This window comes from Allobosea sp. P2_A10 (assembly GCF_056405115.1).
In genome coordinates, this window is the sequence record NZ_JBFUCS010000002.1 from 84,219 (window position 1) to 106,505 (window position 22,287).

Sequence of the window (22,287 nt, forward strand, 5' to 3'; positions counted from 1 at the left end):
TTCAGTCTGGCTTGATGGCGTTGTCGCGTACGACCGCGCCCCAAATCTTCATCTGCTCAGCGAAGAAGCCGCGGAAGGCGTCAGGGCCCTGCAGCGATATCGCGACCTGCTGCTGCTCGACCAGCCGCTGGTTGATCGCCGGGTCGCGTACCGTCTCGATCAGCGCGGCGCGGAATTTGTCGACGATCGGCTTGGGCGTACCCGCCGGCGCGAAGATGCCCCACCAGGCGTCGGCCGTGAAACCGTCAAAGCCGCTTTCGACCACGGTCGGCACCTCCGGCATCGTGCTGATGCGCTTGGCCGCCGTCTGGACGAGCGGCCGGATCAAACCGCCGCTGACCTGCGGCGCAACCAGCGCGGCCGAGCCGATGATCAGATCGACATGGCCGCCTACGGCGTCGTTCATGGCAGGCCCGCCGCCGCGATAGGGCACATGGGTCAGTTCAACGCCAGCGCGCTTGCCGAGAAGCACCATGGCGAGATGCCCGAGGCTGCCATTGCCGATCGTCGCATAGGTCAGCTTGCCCGGCGCAGCCTTGGCGGCGGCCAGCACATCGGCCAGCGTCTTGAACGGGCGCGACGGGTGGCAGGCGAGCACCATCGGCGCGGTGCCGATCAACTCGACCGGATCGAGATCCTTGACGGAGTCGAAGGGCATGCTCGGCAGCAGCGCGGGATTGACCGCATGGGTGTCGAAGACGACGAGCCAGGCCTGGCCGTCGGGCGGCGATTTGGCGACGGCGTTCGCTCCGATCGAGCCCGAGCCGCCCGGCCGGTTCTCGACCAGCACCGTGCCGCCGAGCCGCTGCTGCAGACCGGGCTGGAGCAACCGCGAGATCGCATCGACCGAACCGCCGGGCGGAAATGGCGCGACCAGCTTGACCAAGCCACTTTGCGCTTCCGCGCGCGTCGGCGCGGCCGCCATCGCCGCAAGGCCGAGCACGACCTCGCGGCGGCGAAATCCCCTATCCGTCATGATCCGATATCCTCCCTTGCCGGACATGGCGCGCTTGGTGTGCGGCTCTGCTCGTCCGGCTTCGTTTCCCATCGGCGAAGCTAGGGCGTGGCGCAGGGCTTGGCCAGCCTGCAGCGCGTAGCGCCCCGGCACAGGAGTTTCACCGCACGGGCGGCAATTCCGGCCCGGCCGGCGCAGCCGTCCGGGCGCAGTTCATCACGGTGGCGAGCAACTGGTAGTAGCCCATCAGCGCCGCGAGCTCGACGACGCCCTTCTCGCCGAAGCGGGAAGACAAGGCGGCGTAGGTCGTGTCGGAGAGACGTCTGGCGCGATCGATCTCGGCGACAGCGTTCCAGATCAGCGCCTCGTCGTCGGTCATGTCGTCGGGTCGCCGGTCCTCGCTCAAAGCCGCGATGACGTGCCCGGGCAGACCAGCCTTGGCCGCGATGGCGCTATGGATCGCCCATTCGACCGGCTGGTCGTAGCGCCGCGCCGTGAACAGGATCGCGATCTCCGCCAGCCTGACGCCGAAGCAGAGCTCCTTGCGCATGAAATCACCGACCGGGGCGAGCCGCAGCATCAGGTCCGGGCTGCGATGCAGCGGCACGAACGGGCCGAACACCGGCTGGTCGCGGATCGTCTTGAAGACTTCCGCGGCCTTGCGCTGTTCTGGCGTCTGGTCGGCCTCGGCGAGAGGCGGCATGCGGTCGGGCGCGGCTGTCATGGCGAATCCCCATCGAACGAGGCCGCGACAGTGTTGCGTGCCGCGCTCATCCGCAAGCCGGCTTCGGGGCTCGCCTCATCGCGGCGGCTCGGCTAGGAAGAAAGCCCTCCCCGTCCTGCCCCATCCGACAACGAGCCCGCACCCATGAGCCGCATCGTCTACGTCAATGGCGAATACCTCCCCGAGGAAGACGCCCGCATCTCGATCTTCGACCGCGGCTTCATCTTCGCGGACGGCATCTACGAGGTTTCGGCGGTGCTCGGCGGCAAGCTCGTCGATTGCGAGGCGCATCTGGCAAGGCTCGCCCGCTCCTGCGGCGAGATCAGCCTGGCGCTGCCCTGGTCGACCGCCGAGCTTGTCGCGATTCACGAGGAGCTGATCGCGCGCAACAAGGTCGAGGAAGGCGGCGTCTACCTGCAGGTGACGCGCGGCGCGGCCGACCGCGACTTCGCCTTCCCCAAGGACATCAAGCCGACGCTGGTGATGTTCACCCAGGCGCGCAATCTCAGCGATGCGCCTGCCGCGAAGACCGGGATCAAGGTCGTGACCTGCCCCGACATCCGCTGGGCGCGGCGCGACATCAAGAGCGTGGCGCTGCTGGCGCAGGTGCTGGCTAAGCAGTTCGCCGCCGAAAGCGGCGCGGCCGAGACCTGGATGCTGGAGGACGACGTCGTCACCGAAGGCGCGTCCTCGACCGCATGGATCGTCAAGGGCAAGACACTGATCTCGCGCCCGCTCTCCAACAAGGTGCTGCCGGGCATCACCCGCAAGGCGCTGCTGGCCTTTCTCACCGAGACCGGCTTCACCTTCGAGGAACGCGCCTTCACCCTGAGCGAAGTGCTGGATGCGGAGGAAGCCTTCATCACCTCGGCCAACAGCTTCGTCATGCCGGTGGTCCAGATCGACGGGCACACGATCCACAACGGCGCGCCGGGACCCTCGGCGCTCAGGCTGCGTGAGATTTATCTCGATTTTGCGCGCAAGGGTGGCGTGCTGGGCTAGTCAAAGCGCGCGACGCGCAGAGCTCGTGTTCAACAAACTTTTATTTTGTTGAACACGCCTCGACCCTGCGCTCCCCCATCACATAGGTCGCGGTGACGTTGCGCTCGTCGCCGAGCGTGACCAGCACGAAGAGTTCCTCGGCCAGATCGCGCGCCGTCTCCAGACGGTGCGCCATCGCCGGAACCGCGGCGGGGTCGAGCACCACGACATCGGCCTCATGGCCCGGCTCCAGCGAACCGATCAGATGGTCGAGCCCGAGCGCAACCGCATTGCCGCGTGTGATGGCGTGCAGCGCCGCAAAAGCCGAGAGCGATTGCCCCTGAAGCTGCAGCACCTTGTAGGCCTCGGCCATGGTGCGCAGCATCGAATAGGAGGTGCCGCCGCCAATATCGGTTGCGACTGCGACGCGCACACCCTCGGCCCGAGCACGCGCCCAGTCGAACAGCCCCGAGCCGAGAAAGAGGTTCGAGGTCGGGCAGAACACCGCAACCGCACCGGCCTGCGCGAAAGCGCGCCACTCGCGGCCGGTCATATGAATGCAGTGGCCCAGGAGGCTGTTATGCCGCAACAGGCCGGCGTCCTCGTAGACCCCGGCATAGTCCTTCGCATCGGGATAAAGCTCAGCCGTGAAGGCGATCTCGGCTTTGTTCTCGTTGATATGCGTCTGGATGTGGCAGTCGGGATGCTCGGCTGCGAGCCTGCCCGCCGCCGCAAGCTGCTCCGGCGTCGAGGTGATCGCGAAACGCGGGCTGATGACGTAACGCTGCCGGCCCCGGCCATGCCAGCGCTCGATCAGCGCCTTGCTCTGCGCATAGCCCGACTCGGCAGTATCGGTCAGCGCGAGCGGGGCGTTGCGGTCCATCATGACCTTGCCGGCGAGCATGCGGGTGTTGCGCCGCTCGGATTCCGCAAACAGCGCCTCAGCCGATTGCGGATGGACCGAGCAATAGGCGACCGCCGTCGTCGTGCCGTTGGCCAGCAGCGTGTCGAGCAGGAAGGCGGCGAGCTTTTCGGGATGGCCCTGCTGCGCACAGCGCTGCTCCTCGACGAAGGTGTATTTATTGAGCCAGTCCATCAATTGCGCGCCATAGGAAGCGATCACCTGCGTCTGCGGCATGTGCAGATGCGCGTCGATGAAGCCTGGCATGATGAGATGCGGCTGGTGGTCGATGATCTCCGTCCCGGACGGTAACATGGCAAGGAGAGCGTCAGCCTCGCCCACGGCCGCGATCAGGCCGTTCTCGATCACCAGAAGCCCGTCCTCGATGAAGCGATGCGCGGCGTCGCCATCCGTTTCGGGATCGCCCACGAACCAGAGCAGGCGACCGCGCAAGGCTTTCATATCGCTCACGGCTTTCCGGCTCCGGCCCAAATTCACGCCATATCTGCACCAAATCAGCGCTTCCGGCCAAGCCTGGAACGTGCCTAATCTGCGGGCATGATCTGGATGAATGCCCTAGTCCGACCTGATGCTCTTGCGCTGGAACCGCTGCCGTCATTCCGGGCGCAGCGCAGCGGAGACCCGGAATCCATCGTAGAGCGCCGACAGCGCCTTACGATGGATTCCGGATCGGCGCGGCTGCGCCGCTTGTCCGGAATGACGGCGGTGGCTGGCGTGGGCATGGCGAGTCGCTCGTCTCATGCGTAGCGTCCTGCGTTTTCTCTTCGGCGACAGGCTGGTCGAGATCGCGTCCTGCGATCCGACGCTGACGCTGCTCGACTGGCTCAGGCTCGACCAGCGCATGACCGGCAGCAAGGAAGGCTGCGCCGAAGGCGATTGCGGGGCCTGCACCGTCGTCGTCGGGCGGCTCGACCGGGGCGGGCTTCGCTACGAGGCGATCAACGCCTGCATCCGTTTCCTGCCGACGCTGGATGGCTGCCACCTGCTCACGGTCGAGCATCTCAAGGGCGCGGACGGCGCGCTGCATCCCGTGCAGCAGGCGATGGTCGAGCATCACGGCTCGCAATGCGGCTTCTGCACGCCGGGATTTGTGATGTCGCTGTTTGCACTCTGGCTCAACGAAGATGCGCCATCCGTCGCGCGCATCGAGGATGCGCTCGCCGGCAATCTCTGCCGCTGCACCGGCTACGAGCCGATCATCAAGGCGGCGCAGGCGATGTATCAGCATGGCGAGCGGGCGCATGATCGCTTTGCATCGGCAGTGGCGGACATCACCGGACAACTCGGCGCCTTCGCCGACGAGGACACGCTCGCGCTCAGCGACGGCGCGCGCCGCTTCCTCGCGCCGGCCAGTGTCGCGGCCTTGGCCGACCTCGTGATCGCGAACCCCGACGCCACGCTCGTCGCCGGCGCGACCGATGTCGGCTTGTGGGTGACCAAGGGCATGCAGCAGCCGGCGACGGTGATCTATCTTGGCCGCATCGCGGAGCTTCGCGATATCTCCGACGTGGGCGGCCATCTGCGCCTCGGCGCGATGGTCAACCACATCGACGTTCGTACGGCGCTGGCAGCCCTGTCGCCGCAGCTCGACGAGCTGATGCGCCGCTTCGGCGGCGAGCAGGTGCGCAATGCCGGCACGATCGGCGGCAACATCGCCAACGGCTCGCCGATCGGCGATCTGCCGCCCGCGCTGATCGCGCTGGGGGCGCGGCTAGTGCTGCGTCGCGGAGACGAACGCCGCGAGATCGCGCTGGAAGCCTTCTTCCTCGATTACCGCAAACAGGACAGGCGGCCGGACGAATTCGTCGAGGCGGTCCTCGTGCCGAAATTGCCGGAAGATGCGCTGTTCCACATCTCGAAAATCTCGAAGCGCTTCGACGAGGACATTTCCGCCGTCTGCGCCGCGTTTTTCCTGCGCCGCGATGCGGGCGGAACAATCGTCGAGGCACGCCTCGCCTTCGGCGGCATGGCCGGCACGCCCAAGCGCGCCAAGGCGGCGGAAGCGACGCTGATCGGCGCGTCATGGGACGAGGCCGCGGTCGCCTCGGCCATCGCAGCGCTTGCGCGCGATTTCCAGCCGCTCACCGACATGCGCGCCTCGGCCGGGTATCGGCTCAAGGTCGCCGGCAATCTGCTGCGGCGTTTCCTGATCGAGACGACGCAGGCCGATGTCGAGACCCGCGTCGCCGGCCTGCTGGCGGAGGCCGGTCATGGCTGACGCGCGCAAGCGGCTCGAACCGGAARGCATGGCCGGCCTCGTCGGCAGCACAGTCGCGCATGATTCCGCCGGGAAGCATGTCGCCGGCGAGGCCGTCTATATCGACGACATCGCCGAGCCGGCCGGGCTCGTCCACGCCTATATCGGGCTAAGTGGAATCGCGCATGGCAGGCTCGTCTCGCTCGATCTCGACGCTGTCGCCGCCGCGCCCGGCGTGCTCGCGGTCTTGACCGCCGCCGACATTCCCGGCGCCAACGACATCTCCTCGACGCATCGCCATGACGAGCCGGTATTCGCGACGCAGACGATCCTGCATCACGGCCAGCCCATGTTCGCCGTCGTCGCCACGACGCGCGACCAGGCACGCCGTGCCGCGCTGCTGGCGAAGGCGACCTATGAGGAGGCAAAGCCACTGCTCGACGTCGCCGCAGCGCGTGCTGCCGGCGGCGACCTCGTCACCGAGCCCCTGAAGCTCGAACGCGGCGATGTCGCCGGCGCGATGGCGGCAAGCCCGCGCCGGCTCAAGGGGACGATGGAGATCGGCGGGCAGGACCATTTCTATCTGGAGAGCCAGATCGCGCTCGCCGTTCCCGGCGAGGACGAGGACATGCTGGTGTTCTCCTCGACGCAGCATCCTTCCGAAGTCCAGCACATGGTCGCCGCCGTGCTCGGCGTCGGCTCGCATGCGGTGACCGTCGAGATCAGGCGCATGGGCGGCGGCTTTGGCGGCAAGGAGACGCAGTCGAACCTGTTTGCGGTGGTCGCGGCGCTGGCGGCGCGCAAGCTGAAGCGCCCGGTCAAGCTCAGGCCGGACCGCGACGATGACATGGTCATCACCGGCAAACGCCATGATTTCATCTGCGATTACGAGATCGGCTTCGACGATGACGGCCATATCCTGGCGGTCGACGCGGTCTATGGCGCGCGCTGTGGCTGGAATGCCGATCTGTCGGGGCCGGTGACGGACCGCGCGCTGTTCCACATGGACAATTGCTATTTCTACCCGGCGGTGCGCGGCCGCTCGGAGCCATTGCGCACCAACACGGTCTCCAACACCGCCTTTCGCGGCTTCGGCGGGCCGCAAGGCATGGTCGGGGCCGAACGCTTCATCGAGGAGGTGGCGTTCGCGACCGGGCTGGATCCGCTGGAGGTGCGCAGGCGCAACCTCTATGGCGGCGCGGGCCGGGACGTCACGCCCTATCACCAGCGCGTCGAGGACATGATTGCCGGCGAGGTGATGGCGGAGCTCGAGCGGCGCTGCGACTATCGCGCGAGGCAGGCCGCTATCCGGGAGGCAAATGCGAAAAGCCCCATCGTCAAACGCGGCATCGCGCTGACGCCGGTCAAGTTCGGCATCTCCTTCACCGCGACCTGGTACAATCAGGCCGGCGCGCTGGTGCATGTCTACACCGACGGCACGGTGATGCTGAACCATGGCGGCACCGAGATGGGCCAGGGCCTCTACGTCAAGGTCGCGCAGGTCGCGGCCAACGCCTTCGGGATCGGACTCGACAAGGTCAAGATCACCGCGACCACCACGGGCAAGGTGCCCAACACCTCGGCGACCGCCGCCTCCTCGGGCTCAGACCTCAACGGCATGGCCGCGCTCGACGCCTGCGAGACGATCAAGGCGAGGCTTGCCGGGTTTGCCGCGAAGAAGTGGGGCGTCACGGAGAGCGAGGTCGCCTTCTTGCAAGGCCGCGTTCGGGTCGGCACGCTGGAGATGAGCTTCGCGGAGCTGGTCGCGGCCGCCTACATGGCCCGCACCCAGCTTTCGGCGACGGGTTTCTACGCCACGCCAAAAATCCACTGGGATCGCAAGAGCGGGCGTGGCCACCCATTTTATTATTTCGCGTATGGCGCGGCGGCAGCCGAAGTCGCGATCGACACGCTGACTGGTGAGTACAAGGTCGAGCGCGTCGACATCCTGCATGATTGCGGAACATCGCTGAATCCGGCGATCGACAAGGGCCAGATCGAGGGCGGCTTCGTCCAGGGCATGGGCTGGCTGACCACGGAGGAGCTGGTCTGGGACGAAAAGGGCGTGCTGAAGACGCATGCGCCCTCGACCTACAAAATCCCGGTCGCCTCCGACCGGCCGCGTATCTTCAATGTCGACCTGCTCGAGAATGCGCCCAACCGCGAGCCGACGATCCACCGCTCCAAGGCGGTGGGCGAACCGCCGCTGATGCTGGCGATCTCGGTGTTGCATGCGCTGTCGGACGCGGTCGCAAGCGTCGGCGGGCATCGCATCTGCCCGAGGCTCGATGCGCCGGCGACGCCCGAGCGCGTGCTCGCGGCGGTCGAGCGGGTGCGGGCGGAGGCGTCATGACGCAGGCCCTCTTCCTCGGCCGACATCTCGCCGACGGTGCCATTCTCGTCGCAGTGACACGCGCCGAAGGCTCCACGCCACGCGAAACCGGCGCGACAATGGCCGTCAGCTCCAGCGACGCCGCCGGCACGATCGGCGGGGGGCAACTCGAGTTCCATTGCCTCGATATCGCCCGCGCGATGCTCGCCGGCGGCGAAAGGGAGCGCGTCCTCGACATCCCGCTCGGGCCGCAGATGGGGCAGTGCTGCGGCGGGCGGGTGCAGGTTGCGCTCAAGCGCGCGACGCAGGCCGATCTCGCGATGCTGCGCGCCCGGGAGCAGGCCGAAGCGGCGGCCAGGCCAACCGTACTGATTTTCGGCGCCGGCCATACCGGCCGCGCTCTGGCGCAGGCGCTCAGCCTCCTGCCCTTCGCGATCACACTGATCGACGATCGTGACGGTGTGCTCGACAGCCTGCCCGCCTCCGTCACCTGCATCCGGATGGCCGATCCCGTGGAAGCGGTCGCGGCAGCGCGCAACGGCTCGGCCTTCGTCATCCTCAGCCACAGCCACGCGCTCGACTATCGCCTGACCGAAGCCGCCCTTGCGCGTGGCGATGCGGCCTATGTCGGCATGATCGGCTCGGCGACCAAGCGGGCCCGCTTCGAGTCGGGTTTTCTGCGCGCCGGCGGGCGGCGCCAGGCGCTGGCCCAGCTGATCTGCCCGATCGGCGGCGGGGATGTGGACGACAAGCGCCCGGAGATCATCGCCACCTTGACGGCAGCCGAGCTGGTGCGGAGCTTGCTAGGCGAGCGCAAGGCGATCCCCGTCCGACAGATCGAAGATTCCCGATGAGCACGGCGACACTCCCACCCACAGCCCTCATCCTGATGAGCCGCGTCAGCGGCGTCTCGAAGGATGCTCCAGTTCGTACCGGAGACCTCTGGAGCATCCTTCGAGACGCGCCTGCGGCGCTCCTCAGGATGAGGGCTGTGAGTGGGAGCAGGCTCGCCTCTCAAGCAGGGACCGTTCGGTGAACCCGCCCCGGCTGGCGCTCGCGCATATCTCCAAGAGCTTTCCCGGCGTGAAGGCCAACGAGGACATCAGCCTCAGCGTCAGGCCAGGCGAAATCCACGCGCTGCTGGGCGAGAACGGCGCCGGCAAGTCGACGCTGGTCAAGATCATCTACGGCGTGCAGCAGGCTGACGAGGGCACGATCACCTGGGACGGAAAGCCCGTCGCGATACCCTCCCCCAAGGCCGCGCGAAAACTCGGCATCGGCATGGTCTTCCAGCACTTCTCGCTGTTCGACGCGATGACGGTGATCGAGAACATCGCGCTCGGTCTCGACGAGGCGGTCGACCGCGACGAGCTGAAAGCCCGCGTCGCCGCGATCCTCGACAGCTATTCGCTGCCGCTCGACCCCGAGCGCGAGGTTCACACGCTCTCGGTCGGCGAGCGCCAGCGCATCGAGATCGTGCGCTGCCTGCTGCAGAAGCCGCAGCTGCTGATCATGGACGAACCGACCTCGGTGCTGACGCCGCAGGAGGTCGAGAAGCTGTTTCTGACGCTGCGCCAGATCGCGTCCGAGGGCTGCGCGATCCTCTACATCTCGCACAAACTACATGAAATCAAAGCGCTGTGCGAGGCCGCCACCATCCTGCGGGGCGGCAAGGTGGTCGCGACCTGCGATCCCAAGGTCGAGACGACCAAGCGGATGGCCGAGCTGATGATCGGCGCGGAGCTGCGCCAGATCGAGCGCAAGCCCGGCGGAGGCCAGGGCGCGGTCCGGCTAGAGATCAAGGGGCTTACGCTTGCAGGCGAACCGCCCTTCGGCACTGATCTGGAGGATGTGACCTTCGCGGCGCGCGCCGGCGAGATTCTCGGCATCGCCGGCGTCGCGGGCAACGGCCAGAGCGAACTTCTGACCGCGCTGTCGGGGGAGCGGCTTAGCCATGAGGCGCACGCGATCCGGCTCGACGGCAAGCCGATCGGGCTGGAAGGGGCGGGCCAACGCCGGGCGCTTGGCCTTGCCTGCGTGCCCGAGGAGCGCAACGGCCATGCCGCCGTGCCGGATTTCTCGCTGGCCGACAACGCCGTGCTGACAGCCCGCCACCGCCTGCCGCTGGCCCCGCTCGGCTTTATCGCGAAGGGCGATGTCGCACGTTTCGCGACGAGTGTGATCCAGCGCTTCGATGTCCGCACCACCGGGCCGGGCGCGCTCGCACGCTCGCTGTCGGGCGGCAACCTGCAGAAGTTCATCATGGGTCGCGAGATCGGCCAGACGCCAGCGGTGCTCGTGGTCTGCCAGCCGACCTGGGGGGTCGACGCCGGCGCGGCAGCCGCGATCCGGCAGGAACTGGTCGACCTCGCGGCCAAAGGTTCTGCCGTGGTGGTGATCTCGCAGGACCTCGACGAATTGCTGGAGCTGGCCGACCGGCTCTGCGTCATCAACGAGGGCAGGCTCTCGGCCCCGCGCGACGTCGCGACGCTCGGCATCGACGAGATCGGCCTGATGATGGGCGGCGTCCATGGCGAGCATCAGCCTGCGGAGGCCAATGCCCATGCTTGAATGGCGCCGCCGGCGCGAGCCGAGTACCGCGATGCTCTATGCGAGCCCGCTGATCGCGGTCGCGCTGACCATGCTGATCGGCATGATCGTCTTCACGGCGATGGGCTATGACGGCTTCCACGCGGTCCGCGACATCTTCCTGACGCCCTTCCTCGAACCGCAGCGCTGGCCCGATCTCGGCGTCAAGGCCGCGCCGCTCGTCATGATCGCGCTAGGCCTCGCGATCGGCTTTCGCGCCAATGTCTGGAATATCGGGGCTGAGGGGCAATACGTCATGGGCGCGGTCGCGGGCACCGGCGTCGCGCTGGCGACCTACGGCATGACCGGCTGGTGGATTTTGCCGGCCATGGCGATCGCAGGCGTGCTCGGCGGCATGGCCTGGGCGGCCATCCCCGCCTTCCTGCGTGTCAAACTCCAGGTCAGCGAGATCCTGACCAGCCTGATGCTGACCTATGTCGCGGTGCAGGTGCTGTACTACCTCGTGCGCGGTCCATGGAAGGACCCGGACGGCTTCAATTTCCCGCAGACGCGCATGTTCACCGCAGACCAGACCCTGCCGGCCATGACTGAGGGCTCGCTCGTCCATCTTGGCATTCCCATGGCCGTCGTCATCGCGGTCATCGCCTGGTTGATGATGGAGAAGACCACGGCGGGCTATGCCGTGAAGGTCGTCGGTCTCGCGCCTGCCGCCGCGCGCCATGGCGGCTTCAGCGCGGATGCCGTGACCTGGGCCTCGCTGCTGGCCGGCGGCGGGCTTGCCGGCCTTGCCGGGCTGTTCGAGGCGGCAGGTCCCTTCGGCCAACTCACGCCGCAATTCCCGACCGGCTATGGCTTCACCGCGATCATCGTCGCGTTTCTGGGCCGGCTGAACCCGCTCGGCATCGTCTTCGGCGGCGTCGTGCTGGCGGCGACCTATGTCGGCGGCGAGGTCGCGCAAACGACGGTCAAGCTGCCGCAGGCGGCGACCGGGATGTTCCAGGCGCTGCTGCTGTTCGTGCTGCTCGCGACCGATGTGCTGGTGAAGTACCGCATCGGCTGGAAGGTGCGGGCGGCATGAGCGCGTTCTCCGTCTGCCTCGACCTACGCACCACACCGCCGTCATCCCGGACAAGCGGCGTCAGCCGCGCCGATCCGGGATCCATCATAGGGCACGACGGCGCTCTACGATGGATCCCGGATCTCCGCTTCGCTGCGTCCGGAATGACGGCGCGCTTTATAAGATGGGGCACGGCAAAGCGAGTAGAACGGCGATGACCAGCGCCATCCTCGTCTCGATCTTCATGACGCTGGTCGCCGCCTCGACGCCGATCCTGCTGGCGGCGCTGGGGGAACTGGTCACGGAGAAGGCCGGGGTCCTCAATCTCGGCGTCGAGGGCATGATGCTGTGCGGCGCGGTCGCGGGTTTCGCCGTCGCCTACAGCACCGGCAGCACCGCGCTCGGCCTCATCGCGGCGCTGATTGCCGGCATCGCGACCGCGATGGTCTTCGCCGTTCTGACGCTGTCGCTGACAGCCAATCAGGTCGCGACGGGTCTGGCTCTGACGATCTTCGGCATCGGCGCCTCTTCGCTGATCGGGGCCGGCTTCGTCGGGCGCACGATCACGCGGCTCGGGCCGGTGTTTCCGGAGGCGCTTTCCACCGATCCGCTGGGTCGCGCGATCTTCGGCCACGACGTCGTGGTCTATCTCTCGCTGGCGCTGGTGCTGGCCGTCAGCCTGTTCCTACGCAAGACGCGCGCCGGCCTGATCTTGCGCGCGGTCGGCGAGAATGACGGCTCGGCCCATGCCATCGGCTATCCTGTCATTGGCATCCGCTATGCCGCGATCGGCTTCGGCGGCGCATTGGCGGGGCTGGGCGGGGCCTATTTCTCGCTGGCGCTGACGCCGATGTGGGCCGACCGGCTCACTGCCGGCAGAGGCTGGATCGCGCTCGCGCTCGTCGTCTTCGCGGCCTGGAAGCCCGGGCGGCTCCTGCTCGGGGCCTATCTGTTCGGCGCGGTGATGACGCTGGAGCTTCAGGCCAAGGCCGCCGGCGTGACCTGGCTCTCTCCCGAGGTGCTGGCGATGGCCCCCTATCTTGCGACGATCGCGGTTCTGACCATGATGTCGCTTGGACGAAAGAGCGGCCGGCTCGATGCGCCGGCCTGCCTCGGCAAACCCTTCTCGGCGTCGTGACGCCGCCAACCATAAACGGGGAGACCAGAACCATGACCTCCATCATCACCCGCCGCAGATTCAATTTCGGCGCGGGCGCGGCCGCCGCCGCCCTGCCGCTGATCGGCAGCGCCTCGGCGCAGGCCCCGCTCGGCGTAGGCTTCATCTATGTCGGCCCGGTCGGCGACCACGGCTGGACCTGGACGCATGATCAGGGCCGCAAGGCGCTGGAGAAGGAGTTCGGCGCCAAGATCAAGACGAGCTTCATCGAGAACGTCGCCGAGGGCCCCGACGCCGCGCGCGCGATCCGGCAGCTCGCGCAGGCCGGCAACCAGATCATCTTCACGACCTCGTTTGGCTTCATGAACCCGACCATCCAGGTCGCCAAGCAGTTCCCGAAAATCCATTTCGAGCATGCGACCGGCTATCAGCGCGCCGACAACGTCGCGACCTACAATGCCCGCTTCTATGAGGGGCGTGCCGTGATCGGAACGATCGCCGGGCATATGTCGAAATCCGGCACCGCCGGCTACATCGCCTCCTTCCCGATCCCCGAGGTGGTGATGGGCATCAATGCCTTCACGCTGGCCGCGAAGAAGGTGAACCCCAATTTCAAGACCAAGGTGATCTGGGCCTCGACCTGGTACGACCCTGCCAAGGAGGCCGACGCCGCCAAGGCGCTGATCGACCAGGGCTGCGACATGATCACCCAGCACACCGATTCCGCCGCGGCCCTGCAGGCCGCCGAGCAGCGCGGCGTCTTCGCCTTCGGACAGGCCTCCGACATGAAGGCCTTCGCGCCCAAGGCGCATCTCTCGGCGATCGTCGACGACTGGTCGGGATACTACATCGCCCGCGTCAAGGCAGCGATGGACGGCAGCTGGAAGTCCGGCGACGTCTGGGGCGGCATCAAGGACGGCTTCGTCAAGATCGCTCCCTATAACGACGCGGTGACGCCGGCCGCCAAGGCTGCCGCCGACGAGGTCATGAAGGGCATTGCGGCGGGCACGCTCCACCCCTTCACCGGCGAACTCAAGGACCTCAAGGGCGAGGTCCGCGTGAAAGCCGGCGAAAAGGCCTCCGACGAGATGATGTCCAAGATGGACTGGTACATCGACGGCGTGCAGGCGTGAGTTCAAATCGGCCATGATGACACCCTCTCCGTCATCCCGGACGTAGCGAAGCGAATATCCGGGATCCATCGCAGATTGCCGGCGCGCGTTGCGATGGATCCCGGATCGGCGCGGCTTCGCCGCTTGTCCGGGATGACGTTGGGGTTGATCGAAGGGTTGAGAACCCATCCACAAGAACCCCCTTGCAGATATTTTAAGCTTGAAACAATATGCCCTCGCCGCACGGCTCCAGGAGGTTGAGGGACCCCTGCCGCGCAACCGCTTTCTCGTTCGTCCCGGGAGGACATGACATGACAGCCAAATCCATCTTTTCGCTGGGCGCGAGCCCGCTTTGCCTCGGCGCGGGCCTCGTCGCGCTCGCTGCCGTGACCGCCGCGCAGGCCCAGGAGCCGATGAAGATCGGCGTCGTCTCCGTGCTGACCGGCCCCGCCGCCGCGCTCGGACAGCAGGTCCGCGACGGCTTCCAGCTCGCGGTCGACAAGAACGGCGGCAAGCTCGGCGGCGTGCCGGTGCAGATCACCGTGATCGACGACGAGCTGAAGCCCGATGTCGCGGTCGGCAAGGTCCGCACGTTCATCGAGAGCGGCAAGGTCGATTTCGTGGTCGGGCCGGTGTTCTCCAACATCCTCGGCGCGATCGCCAAGCCGGTGCTGGATTCCGGCGCCTTCCTGATCTCGCCCAATGCCGGCCCCTCGACCATGGCCGGCAAGGCCTGCAACCAGAATTTCTTCGTGACCTCCTACCAGAACGATCAGGTCCATGAGGTGCTGGGCAAATACGCGCAGGATCAGGGGTACAAGAAGGCCTATATCATCGCGCCGAACTACCAGGCCGGCAAGGATTCGCTCGCCGGCTTCAAGAACTACTTCAAGGGCGAAATCGTCGACGAGGTCTATGCGCCGCTGACCTCGCTCGATTTCTCGGCGGACCTCGCCAAGATCGCCGCGGCCAAGCCGGACGTCGTCTTCGCCTTCCTTCCGGGCGGGCTGGGCGTCAACTTCGTCAAGCAGTGGTCGCAGGCAGGGCTAACCGGCAAGATCCCGTTCCTCTCGGCCTTCACCGTCGATGAATCGACGCTGCCGGCGCAGCAGGACGCGGCGGTCGGCATGTATGGCGGCATGACCTGGGCCCCCAACATGGACAACCCGCAGACCAAGACTTTCGTCGCGGCCTATGAGGCGGCCTACAAGATCGTGCCCGGCTCCTACGCCCAGCAGGCCTATGACGCCGCAATGCTGATCGACTCGGCCGTCAAAGCCGCCGGCGGCACGGGCGACAAGGACAAGCTGCGCGCCGCGATCAAGAAGGCCGACTTCACCTCGCTGCGTGGCAAGTTCAAGTTCAACACCAACGGCTTCCCGATCCAGGACTTCTACCTGGTCAAGGTCGCCAAGCGCGCCGACGGCAAGTTCCAGACCGAGATCGCCCAGAAGGTGTTCACGGACTATGCCGATCCGCACGCCAAGGATTGCGGGCTGAAATAAGGACACGTTCCAAAGACGTCGTCATCCCGGACAAGCGGCGGAAGCCGCGCCGATCCGGGTTCCATCGTAAGGCACCGCCGCGCTCTAGGATGGATCCCGGATCTCCGCTTCGCTGCGTCCGGGATGACGGCGGAGCGTGGCCGCGTAGGCAGAGCGAGCCCTCCGTTTCATGACCACCAGCCTCCTCATCGTCCAGGTTCTCAACGGGCTCCAGTTCGGCATCCTGCTGTTCCTGGTCGCGGCGGGGCTGACGCTCGTGTTCGGCGTGATGGACTTCATCAACCTGGCCCATGGCGTGCAGTACATGCTCGGGGCGTATCTCKCCGTGACCTTCGTCGGGCTGACTGGCAATTTCGTGCTGGGGCTGGCGCTGGCGCTGGCGGCGGCGCTTCTGATCGGGCTCGCGCTGGAATTCCTGGTCTTCCGCCATCTCTATGAGCGCGACCATCTCGACCAGGTGCTGGCGACCTTCGGGCTGATCCTGCTGCTCAACCAGGGCGTCAAGATGATATGGGGCGCGGCCCCGCTCTCGGTCCCGGTTCCGGTGTTCCTGTCCGGCTCGGTTCCGCTGATGGACGGCATCCTCTACCCGGTCTATCGCTTCGCGCTGATCGGCTCGGGGCTGGCTGTCGGCGGCCTGCTCTGGTTCATCGTCGAGAAGACCCGCACCGGCATGCTGCTGCGGGCGGGCGCGTCCAACGCGTCCATGGTCTCGGCGCTCGGCGTCGACATTCGCAAGCTGTTCATGATCGTCTTCGCCTTCGGGACGATGCTGGCGGGTTTTGCCGGCGCGATGGCCGCGCCGATCCTTTCGGTCGAACCCGGCATGGGCGACACGGTTTTGATCCTCGCTTTCGTCGTCATCGTCGTCGGCGGCATCGGCTCGATCCGGGGCGCCTTCGTCGGGGCCCTGATCGTCGGCCTCGTCGACACGCTCGGCCGCTCCTTCATGAACGACCTGCTGCGCCTGTTCATGAGCGCACCCTCTGCCCGGGCGACAGGCGCTGCGCTGTCCTCCATGCTGATCTACCTCGTCATGGCGATGGTGCTGTTCGTGCGGCCCGAGGGCCTGCTGCCGGCCAAGGGCCGGGCATGAGCGCGACGCCTGTCCTCACCGACGCGACGCTGCCCGCCGCGCCGCCGCGCCGCAGGCCGGTCATCGCGATCGCGCTGTTCCTGGCGCTCGCGGCAATGCCGCTTGCGACCTCGCTTGGGCTGCCCTCGCATTGGCTGACGCTGGTGACGCGGGCGATGATCTTCGCCATCGCGGCGCTCTCGCTCGACCTGATCCTGGGCGTCGGCGGGCTGGTCTCATTCGGCCACGCCGCCTTCATCGGCATCGGCGCCTATGTCACCGGCATCCTGATCACCGAGGGCCATGTCGAGGCGCTGCTGGCGCTGCCAGCCATCCTGGCGCTGTGTGCGCTGTTTGCGGCGGTGACGGGCGCGGTCTCGCTCAGGACCAAGGGCGTCGCCTTCATCATGATCACGCTCGCCTTCGGGCAGATGGCGTTCTTCCTCGCGCAGGCGCTCTCGGCCTATGGCGGCGATGACGGGCTGACGTTGGCCGACCGCAGCACTCTTCTCGGCTTCAAGGTGTTCGCCACCCGCACGAGTTTCTATTACGTCGTGCTGGCGATGCTCGTCGCCTGCTATGCGCTGATCAGCGTCATCGTCGCTTCGCGCTTCGGCCGCGCGCTGCGGGCGGCGCGCGAGAACGCGACGCGCGTCACCGTCACGGGCTTCGATGTCGGCCGCATCCGCCTGCTCGCCTATGTCATCTCCGGCATGATCGCGGGGTTGTCGGGCTTCCTGCTCGCCAACCAGACCGAGTTCGTCAGCCCGGCCTTCATGTCCTGGCAGCGCTCGGGCGAACTGATCTTCATGGTCGTGCTCGGCGGCGTCGGCTCCCTGCACGGCGCAATCATCGGCGCGCTGGCCTATCTCTTCGCCGAGGAGGTGCTTTCGGGCTTCACCGAGCACTGGCGCGTGATCTTCGGGCCGATGATCGTGCTGTTCGTGCTGTTCACGCGCGGCGGCATCGTCGGCATCATGACGAAGCTCGGCGGCCGCCATGACTGAGCCGGTGCTGGCGCTGTCACGCCTCGCCAAGGCCTTCGGCGCGCTGAAGGTCACCGATGGAGTGACATTGTCGGTCGCGCCCGGCGAACTGCATGCGCTGATCGGCCCCAATGGCGCAGGCAAGACCACTCTCGTGCATCAGATATCCGGCATGCTGACGCCCGACGCCGGCAGCGTGAGCTTTCGCGGAGAGGATATCACCCGCTTTACACCGGAGAAGCGCGCCAGCGTAGGGCTTGCCCGGACCTTCCAGATCACCTCGACGATCGCCTCGCTCTCGGTTCTGGAGAACGTCGCGCTGAGCGTGCAGGCGCGGGCGAAGCATCCGCTCGCGCTCTTCCGCAACGCCGCCCGCGACGAGGCGCTGAACCGCCCGGCCTGGGCCGCGCTCGAATCCGTCGGCCTGACCGGGCGCGCTCATGTACTTGCCGGCCGGCTTTCGCATGGCGAGAAGCGCGCGCTCGAAATCGCCATGGCGCTGACGCTGGAGCCGGCCGCGATCCTGCTCGACGAACCGCTGGCCGGCGTCGGCCGCGAGGAGGGCGAGCGCCTGATCGGCCTGCTCAGGAGCCTCAAGGGCCGTTACGCGATGCTGCTGGTCGAGCACGACATGGAGGCCGTCTTCGCGCTCGCCGACACCGTCACCGTGCTGGTCTATGGCCGCGTCATCGCGTCGGGCGATCCGGCGACGGTGCGGGCAGACCCCGCCGTGCGCGAAGCTTATCTCGGCGAGGAGGGCTGACCATGCTGTCCGTCGAGGGGCTGGATGCCGGCTATGGCGAGGCGCAGATCCTGTTCGGGATCGATCTTGCGATCGGGCAAGGTGAGGTCGTGACGCTGCTCGGCCGCAACGGCATGGGCAAAACCACGACGGTGCGCGCCATAATGGGGCTGATCCCCGCCAAGGCCGGACGCATCAGCGTGGCGGGGACCGATCTGACCGGCGCTGCTCCCTTCCGCATCGCGCAAGCCGGTATCGGGCTCGTTCCCGAGGGCCGGATGATCTTCCCGACGCTGAGCGTGGAGGAGAATCTGATCGCCACCTCCGCCAGCCGCTTCGGCAAGCCCCGCTGGGACATCGCGCGGATCTACGATTTCTTTCCGCGCCTGAAGGAGCGTCGCGCCAATCGCGGCAACCAGCTCTCGGGCGGCGAACAGCAGATGCTTGCGATCGGCCGCGCGCTGATGACGAACCCCAAGCTGACCATCCTCGACGAGGCGACCGAGGGACTGGCCCCGATCATCCGGCAGGAAATCTGGTCCTGCCTGGCGGCGCTGAAGGCCGAGGGCGAATCCATTCTGGTGATCGACAAGAACGTCGATGCGCTGGTGAAGTTCGCCGACCGGCATATCGTGCTGGAAAAGGGCCGCGTCGTCTGGCGCGGCAACAGCGACGATCTGCGCAGCGACACCGCGGTCAAAGACCGCTTCCTGCACTTCTAAAGGGGAGACAGAGACCATGAAGCCGCTGACAGCCGGCGTGACCAAGGCCAATGACGGCCTCGACGCCATCTCCTGGAACATCCTCGGCCAGACCTATGTGCCGAAGTCGCTGAGCGAGGATTCGTTTTCCTGGCATGCGACCTTCCCGCCCGGCACCTTCGTGCCGCCGCATATCCACCCGACGCAGGACGAGTTCGTCTACATGCTCGAAGGCCGGCTCGACCTCGTGCTCGACGGTCAGGAGAGCGTGGCGACCGCCGGCGATCTCGTGCGCCTGCCGCGCAATGTGCCGCACGGCCTGTTCAACAAGAGCGACGCCACGGTGAAGTGCCTGTTTTGGGTCGCGCCGACGGGGCGGCTCTACGATCTGTTCTGGGGCATCCATTCGATGGCGCAGCAGAATCCGGCCGAGGTCGTGGCGCTCTCGGCCCGGCACGAGGTCGATTTCCTGCCGCCGCCGCCCGAAGGCGCGTGACAGCCGGCGATGCTGCCATTCAGCTCGAGCGACAGCGGCCGGTGCTCGTCCGCTCGAAATCGCCGTCGTCATAGTTGATCGACAGCGAACTGCCGCCGAGCGCGCTGATACGGCCGGAATACCACTGGCCGCCGCCGCGGAAATTGCACTGGACGCGGCTGCCGATCCGCCAGTTGTAGGGCCTGACGGCGCTGACATGCAGGGTTTCGCGGTCGCCATCGTCATAGGCGATGGTCAGGCGATCGCCCGACACGCTCTGGAGCACGCCCGGGAACCAGTAGTTGCCGTTCCTGTAGCGGGCCAGCACCCAGTCGCCGGCGTTTTGGGCCTGCGCGGTGGAGACGCCACCGAGAACGATTGCGATCAGCATCAAGGCTTTCATCGTGGCCTCCCCTGGCCGGTCGACGGCTCATCGCTGCGATGACGCAAGACGCGGATCGGCTCGCGCGAGCGAAGGCTGCCGTTACGACAGGTCAAGACCTACATCGTCGCGTCGGCTTCGGCCAGCGGCTGCCCCGGCGTTAAGGCTAAGCCACGCTTCATGATGCGCGGGAGCGGCCGACGTGCCATCCTGAGACAGGCCGTACAGACGCAGAACGCGCTTCGAACGCCTGACAGGGAGCCGCGCCATGAGGATCGAACGTCGTCAAACGCCGCGCAACCGAATCTATCAGGGCGCGAGCGTCGTCTTCAACGGACGCCAGTCGGTGCTCGACTGCACCGTGCGCAACTGGTCGGAGACCGGCGCGCTGGTGCGCATGAGCGACTGGATCGCCTTACCCAAGACCTTCGAGCTCGATATCGCCAGCCGGGGCGAGAGTGTCCGCGTCCGCCAGTGCTGGCGCCATGGCGACGATGTCGGCGTCGCCTTCATGAGCGAAGCGGAAAGTGCTCCCCCGGAGCCGATTTCGTTTGATCTGGCTCGTGCGCTCAGGGCGGAACGGTTGGCCAAGGCCGCTGGATAAGCTCTCCGTCCGGTCCCGAATCGAACCTCCGGCGTTCACGTCCGCGCGCTGCAATCAGGGCATGCGCCGGTCATCGCGCGCGTCGAACGGCGGCGATGATCCTGCGTTTGCGACCTGTTAACCTTGATGAAAGCTTAAGGCTGCGCCCTCTCCGGAAACAGGCGATAACCGCCTCCAGATTGCAATTTGCAACGCACGAGCGGCAAACAGGCCTTACAATGATCGAAGAACGTCGAAAAGCCCCGCGTTCGCGCACCCTTTTGGGCGGGGTCGTGAGTTTCAACCAGAAGCGCTCGACGCTCGACTGTCTCGTCCGCAACATGTCCGACGCGGGTGCACTGCTGGTGCTGTCTGACGCGGTCGCGCTGCCGAGCGGCTTCGATCTGGAGATCCAGCAGCGCCAGCGTTCCTACAATGCCCGCGTCTGCTGGCGCAAAGGGCAGCTTGTCGGGATCGTATTCGAGACGCAGGGCGGCTCATCCGGCGAGGTCGTGCCGCTCGACATGGCGCGCCGGCTGAAGCATTGCGAACAGGACAATGCCCGTCTGAAGAGCCGTATCCGGCAACTCACCGAAGCCGGCTGAGCCGGCTCAGCCGCGCTTCGCCAGTTGCTCGGCCGAGAAGCCGGCCTTCCCGGCATAGGCCTTTGCGATCGCCTCGCGTTTGGCGTAGCTCAGGACACGCTCGACATCGTCGAAGCCGTTGGGAGCGAGTTCCTCGACCGCGTCGATGACGCGCTCGGGGCCGCCGAGCCGGTTCATCGCGACGATCTCGGCGGTCGCCGGGAGGCGGACCGCCTCATAGGCGGCAAGCGCCTGGCGCGGATGGTCGGCGCGCAGCAGCAGATCGGCGAGGCAGCGCGCATCGAGGATCGCCTGCGAGGCCCCGTTCGAGCCGACCGGATACATCGGATGGGCGGCGTCGCCGAGCAGCGTGACGCGGCCATGGGTCCAGCGCGGCAGCGGGTCGCGGTCGCACATCGGATAGTCCCAGAAACCCGGCGTCGCCTGGATCAGCGCGAGGATATCGACGCCGGGAATGGTGAAGCGGCGCGCAAAGGGCAGCACGTCCTCGAGCCGGCCGGGCTTCGACCAGGCCTCCTTCGGCGGCGGCTTCGCGGGATCGCCGGTACGGATGTTGACGACCCAGTTGGTCAGCCGCGTGCCCGGCGTCGCGCCCGGCGCGATCGGGTACAACACCAGTTTGCCCTTCATCCCGCCGGCGATGATCATGCTTTCGCCGTCGAGGAAATTCGGCCAGTCGCAGGCGCCGCGCCACATCTGCACGCCGTTCCAGCGCGGCGGGCCCTGATCGGGAAAGAAGTGACTGCGCACCGCCGAGTGGATGCCATCGGCGGCGATCAGCACGTCGCCGCGCGCCGTCTCGCCGGCCTCGCCGCGACGTGAATCGCTGAAATGAGCGGTGACGCCGCCCTCATCCTGCGAGAACCCGAGCAGCCTGCGGCCGGTGCGCAACGCATCGGCCCCAAGCCGCGCGACGACCGCGTCGCGGATCACGCCCTGCAGGCGGCCGCGATGGATCGAGAATTGCGGCACGGCCAGGCCGGCATGGATGCCGCGCGGCTCGCGCCAGACGGTCTGGCCGAAGCGGTTCATGTAGACGAGTTCGCGGGTGCGGATCGCGACCGCGTCCAGAGCCGGCAGCAGCCCGAGATCGGCCAGTTCCTTGATCGCATGCGGCAGCGTGTTGATGCCCACGCCGACCTCGCGGATCTCGCCTGATTGCTCGTAGACGGTCGCCGCGATGCCGCGCGCATGCAGCATCAGGGCAAGCGTCAGGCCCCCGATTCCGCCGCCGACGATGATGACCTTCATGCGCTCAATCCCACTCCAGCCGAATTATTTTAAGC

At 66.9% G+C, this 22,287-nt stretch carries 21 protein-coding genes; 16 read left to right on the forward strand and 5 right to left on the reverse strand.

Going from position 1 to position 22,287, the window contains the following annotated elements:
* Window position 1: 1 nt before the first annotated feature.
* Together AC1DZY_RS04525 and AC1DZY_RS04530 are read right to left on the reverse strand one after the other, a co-directional pair.
* Window positions 2-976 carry a tripartite tricarboxylate transporter substrate binding protein gene (locus tag AC1DZY_RS04525; protein ID WP_476818884.1) on the reverse strand — a complete coding sequence of 325 codons (975 nt, stop codon included), beginning with the start codon at window positions 974-976 and terminating at the stop codon, window positions 2-4.
* Between the two features lie 139 nt (window positions 977-1,115).
* Window positions 1,116-1,679, reverse strand: coding sequence for a carboxymuconolactone decarboxylase family protein (locus AC1DZY_RS04530; RefSeq protein WP_476818885.1), 564 nt, complete (start codon window positions 1,677-1,679; stop codon window positions 1,116-1,118).
* Window positions 1,680-1,823: 144 nt separating this feature from the next.
* Here AC1DZY_RS04530 and AC1DZY_RS04535 point away from each other — a divergent pair, with 144 nt between their 5' ends.
* Entirely contained in the window at window positions 1,824-2,681 is an 858-nt protein-coding gene (locus tag AC1DZY_RS04535; protein ID WP_476818886.1) for a D-amino-acid transaminase, read from the forward strand.
* A 40-nt stretch (window positions 2,682-2,721) separates the two neighbouring features.
* On the opposite strand, the gene guaD is transcribed toward AC1DZY_RS04535, so the two are convergent.
* Window positions 2,722-4,023 (reverse strand): guanine deaminase, encoded by a 1,302-nt coding sequence (guaD, locus tag AC1DZY_RS04540; RefSeq protein WP_476819158.1) that lies wholly within the window; start codon window positions 4,021-4,023, stop codon window positions 2,722-2,724.
* Between the two features lie 298 nt (window positions 4,024-4,321).
* Between guaD and xdhA the strand changes: the two genes are divergently transcribed.
* The 13 genes from xdhA (at window position 4,322) to AC1DZY_RS04605 (ending at window position 19,452) form a co-directional block, all read left to right on the forward strand.
* On the forward strand, window positions 4,322-5,800 hold the full coding sequence (gene xdhA, locus AC1DZY_RS04545) for a xanthine dehydrogenase small subunit (RefSeq protein ID WP_476818887.1): 1,479 nt from the start codon (window positions 4,322-4,324) through the stop codon (window positions 5,798-5,800).
* A complete protein-coding gene (gene xdhB, locus AC1DZY_RS04550; protein WP_476818888.1) occupies window positions 5,793-8,132 on the forward strand; it encodes a xanthine dehydrogenase molybdopterin binding subunit in 2,340 nt (779 codons plus the stop codon). Before xdhA ends, xdhB begins: the two co-directional genes overlap by 8 nt.
* Complete coding sequence (gene xdhC / locus AC1DZY_RS04555) at window positions 8,129-8,965, forward strand: xanthine dehydrogenase accessory protein XdhC (protein WP_476818889.1); 837 nt, start codon at window positions 8,129-8,131, stop codon at window positions 8,963-8,965. The genes xdhB and xdhC overlap by 4 nt, the downstream gene beginning before the upstream one ends.
* Before the next feature lie 178 nt (window positions 8,966-9,143).
* Window positions 9,144-10,682, forward strand: a complete 1,539-nt coding sequence (locus tag AC1DZY_RS04560; protein WP_476818890.1) for an ABC transporter ATP-binding protein — start codon at window positions 9,144-9,146, stop codon at window positions 10,680-10,682.
* The gene (locus AC1DZY_RS04565) at window positions 10,675-11,739 is read left to right on the forward strand and encodes an ABC transporter permease (protein ID WP_476818891.1); all 1,065 of its coding nucleotides are present in this window, start codon (window positions 10,675-10,677) and stop codon (window positions 11,737-11,739) included. The genes AC1DZY_RS04560 and AC1DZY_RS04565 overlap by 8 nt, the downstream gene beginning before the upstream one ends.
* A 193-nt stretch (window positions 11,740-11,932) precedes the next feature.
* On the forward strand, window positions 11,933-12,856 hold the full coding sequence (locus AC1DZY_RS04570) for an ABC transporter permease (RefSeq protein ID WP_476818892.1): 924 nt from the start codon (window positions 11,933-11,935) through the stop codon (window positions 12,854-12,856).
* Between the two features lie 32 nt (window positions 12,857-12,888).
* Window positions 12,889-13,968 (forward strand): BMP family ABC transporter substrate-binding protein, encoded by a 1,080-nt coding sequence (locus tag AC1DZY_RS04575; RefSeq protein ID WP_476818893.1) that lies wholly within the window; start codon window positions 12,889-12,891, stop codon window positions 13,966-13,968.
* Window positions 13,969-14,258: 290 nt separating this feature from the next.
* The gene (locus tag AC1DZY_RS04580) at window positions 14,259-15,452 is read left to right on the forward strand and encodes an ABC transporter substrate-binding protein (RefSeq protein WP_476818894.1); all 1,194 of its coding nucleotides are present in this window, start codon (window positions 14,259-14,261) and stop codon (window positions 15,450-15,452) included.
* 169 nt (window positions 15,453-15,621) lie between these two features.
* Window positions 15,622-16,548, forward strand: coding sequence for a branched-chain amino acid ABC transporter permease (locus AC1DZY_RS04585; RefSeq protein WP_476818895.1), 927 nt, complete (start codon window positions 15,622-15,624; stop codon window positions 16,546-16,548).
* Window positions 16,545-17,534, forward strand: a complete 990-nt coding sequence (locus AC1DZY_RS04590) for a branched-chain amino acid ABC transporter permease (protein WP_476818896.1) — start codon at window positions 16,545-16,547, stop codon at window positions 17,532-17,534. The genes AC1DZY_RS04585 and AC1DZY_RS04590 overlap by 4 nt, the downstream gene beginning before the upstream one ends.
* Window positions 17,527-18,276, forward strand: coding sequence for an ABC transporter ATP-binding protein (locus tag AC1DZY_RS04595; protein WP_476818897.1), 750 nt, complete (start codon window positions 17,527-17,529; stop codon window positions 18,274-18,276). Before AC1DZY_RS04590 ends, AC1DZY_RS04595 begins: the two co-directional genes overlap by 8 nt.
* A 2-nt stretch (window positions 18,277-18,278) precedes the next feature.
* On the forward strand, window positions 18,279-18,977 hold the full coding sequence (locus AC1DZY_RS04600) for an ABC transporter ATP-binding protein (RefSeq protein WP_476818898.1): 699 nt from the start codon (window positions 18,279-18,281) through the stop codon (window positions 18,975-18,977).
* 16 nt (window positions 18,978-18,993) lie between these two features.
* Window positions 18,994-19,452 (forward strand): cupin domain-containing protein, encoded by a 459-nt coding sequence (locus AC1DZY_RS04605; RefSeq protein ID WP_476818899.1) that lies wholly within the window; start codon window positions 18,994-18,996, stop codon window positions 19,450-19,452.
* Window positions 19,453-19,471: 19 nt separating this feature from the next.
* Here the strand turns inward: AC1DZY_RS04605 and AC1DZY_RS04610 are convergent, their stop codons facing one another.
* Window positions 19,472-19,834, reverse strand: a complete 363-nt coding sequence (locus AC1DZY_RS04610) for a tudor domain-containing protein (RefSeq protein WP_476818900.1) — start codon at window positions 19,832-19,834, stop codon at window positions 19,472-19,474.
* Window positions 19,835-20,081: 247 nt separating this feature from the next.
* Between AC1DZY_RS04610 and AC1DZY_RS04615 the strand changes: the two genes are divergently transcribed.
* On the forward strand, window positions 20,082-20,417 hold the full coding sequence (locus AC1DZY_RS04615) for a PilZ domain-containing protein (RefSeq protein WP_476818901.1): 336 nt from the start codon (window positions 20,082-20,084) through the stop codon (window positions 20,415-20,417).
* 95 nt (window positions 20,418-20,512) lie between these two features.
* On the forward strand, window positions 20,513-21,001 hold the full coding sequence (locus AC1DZY_RS04620) for a PilZ domain-containing protein (RefSeq protein ID WP_476818902.1): 489 nt from the start codon (window positions 20,513-20,515) through the stop codon (window positions 20,999-21,001).
* A 6-nt stretch (window positions 21,002-21,007) separates the two neighbouring features.
* Here the strand turns inward: AC1DZY_RS04620 and AC1DZY_RS04625 are convergent, their stop codons facing one another.
* On the reverse strand, window positions 21,008-22,252 hold the full coding sequence (locus AC1DZY_RS04625) for a flavin-dependent oxidoreductase (RefSeq protein ID WP_476818903.1): 1,245 nt from the start codon (window positions 22,250-22,252) through the stop codon (window positions 21,008-21,010).
* Window positions 22,253-22,287 lie beyond the last annotated feature (35 nt).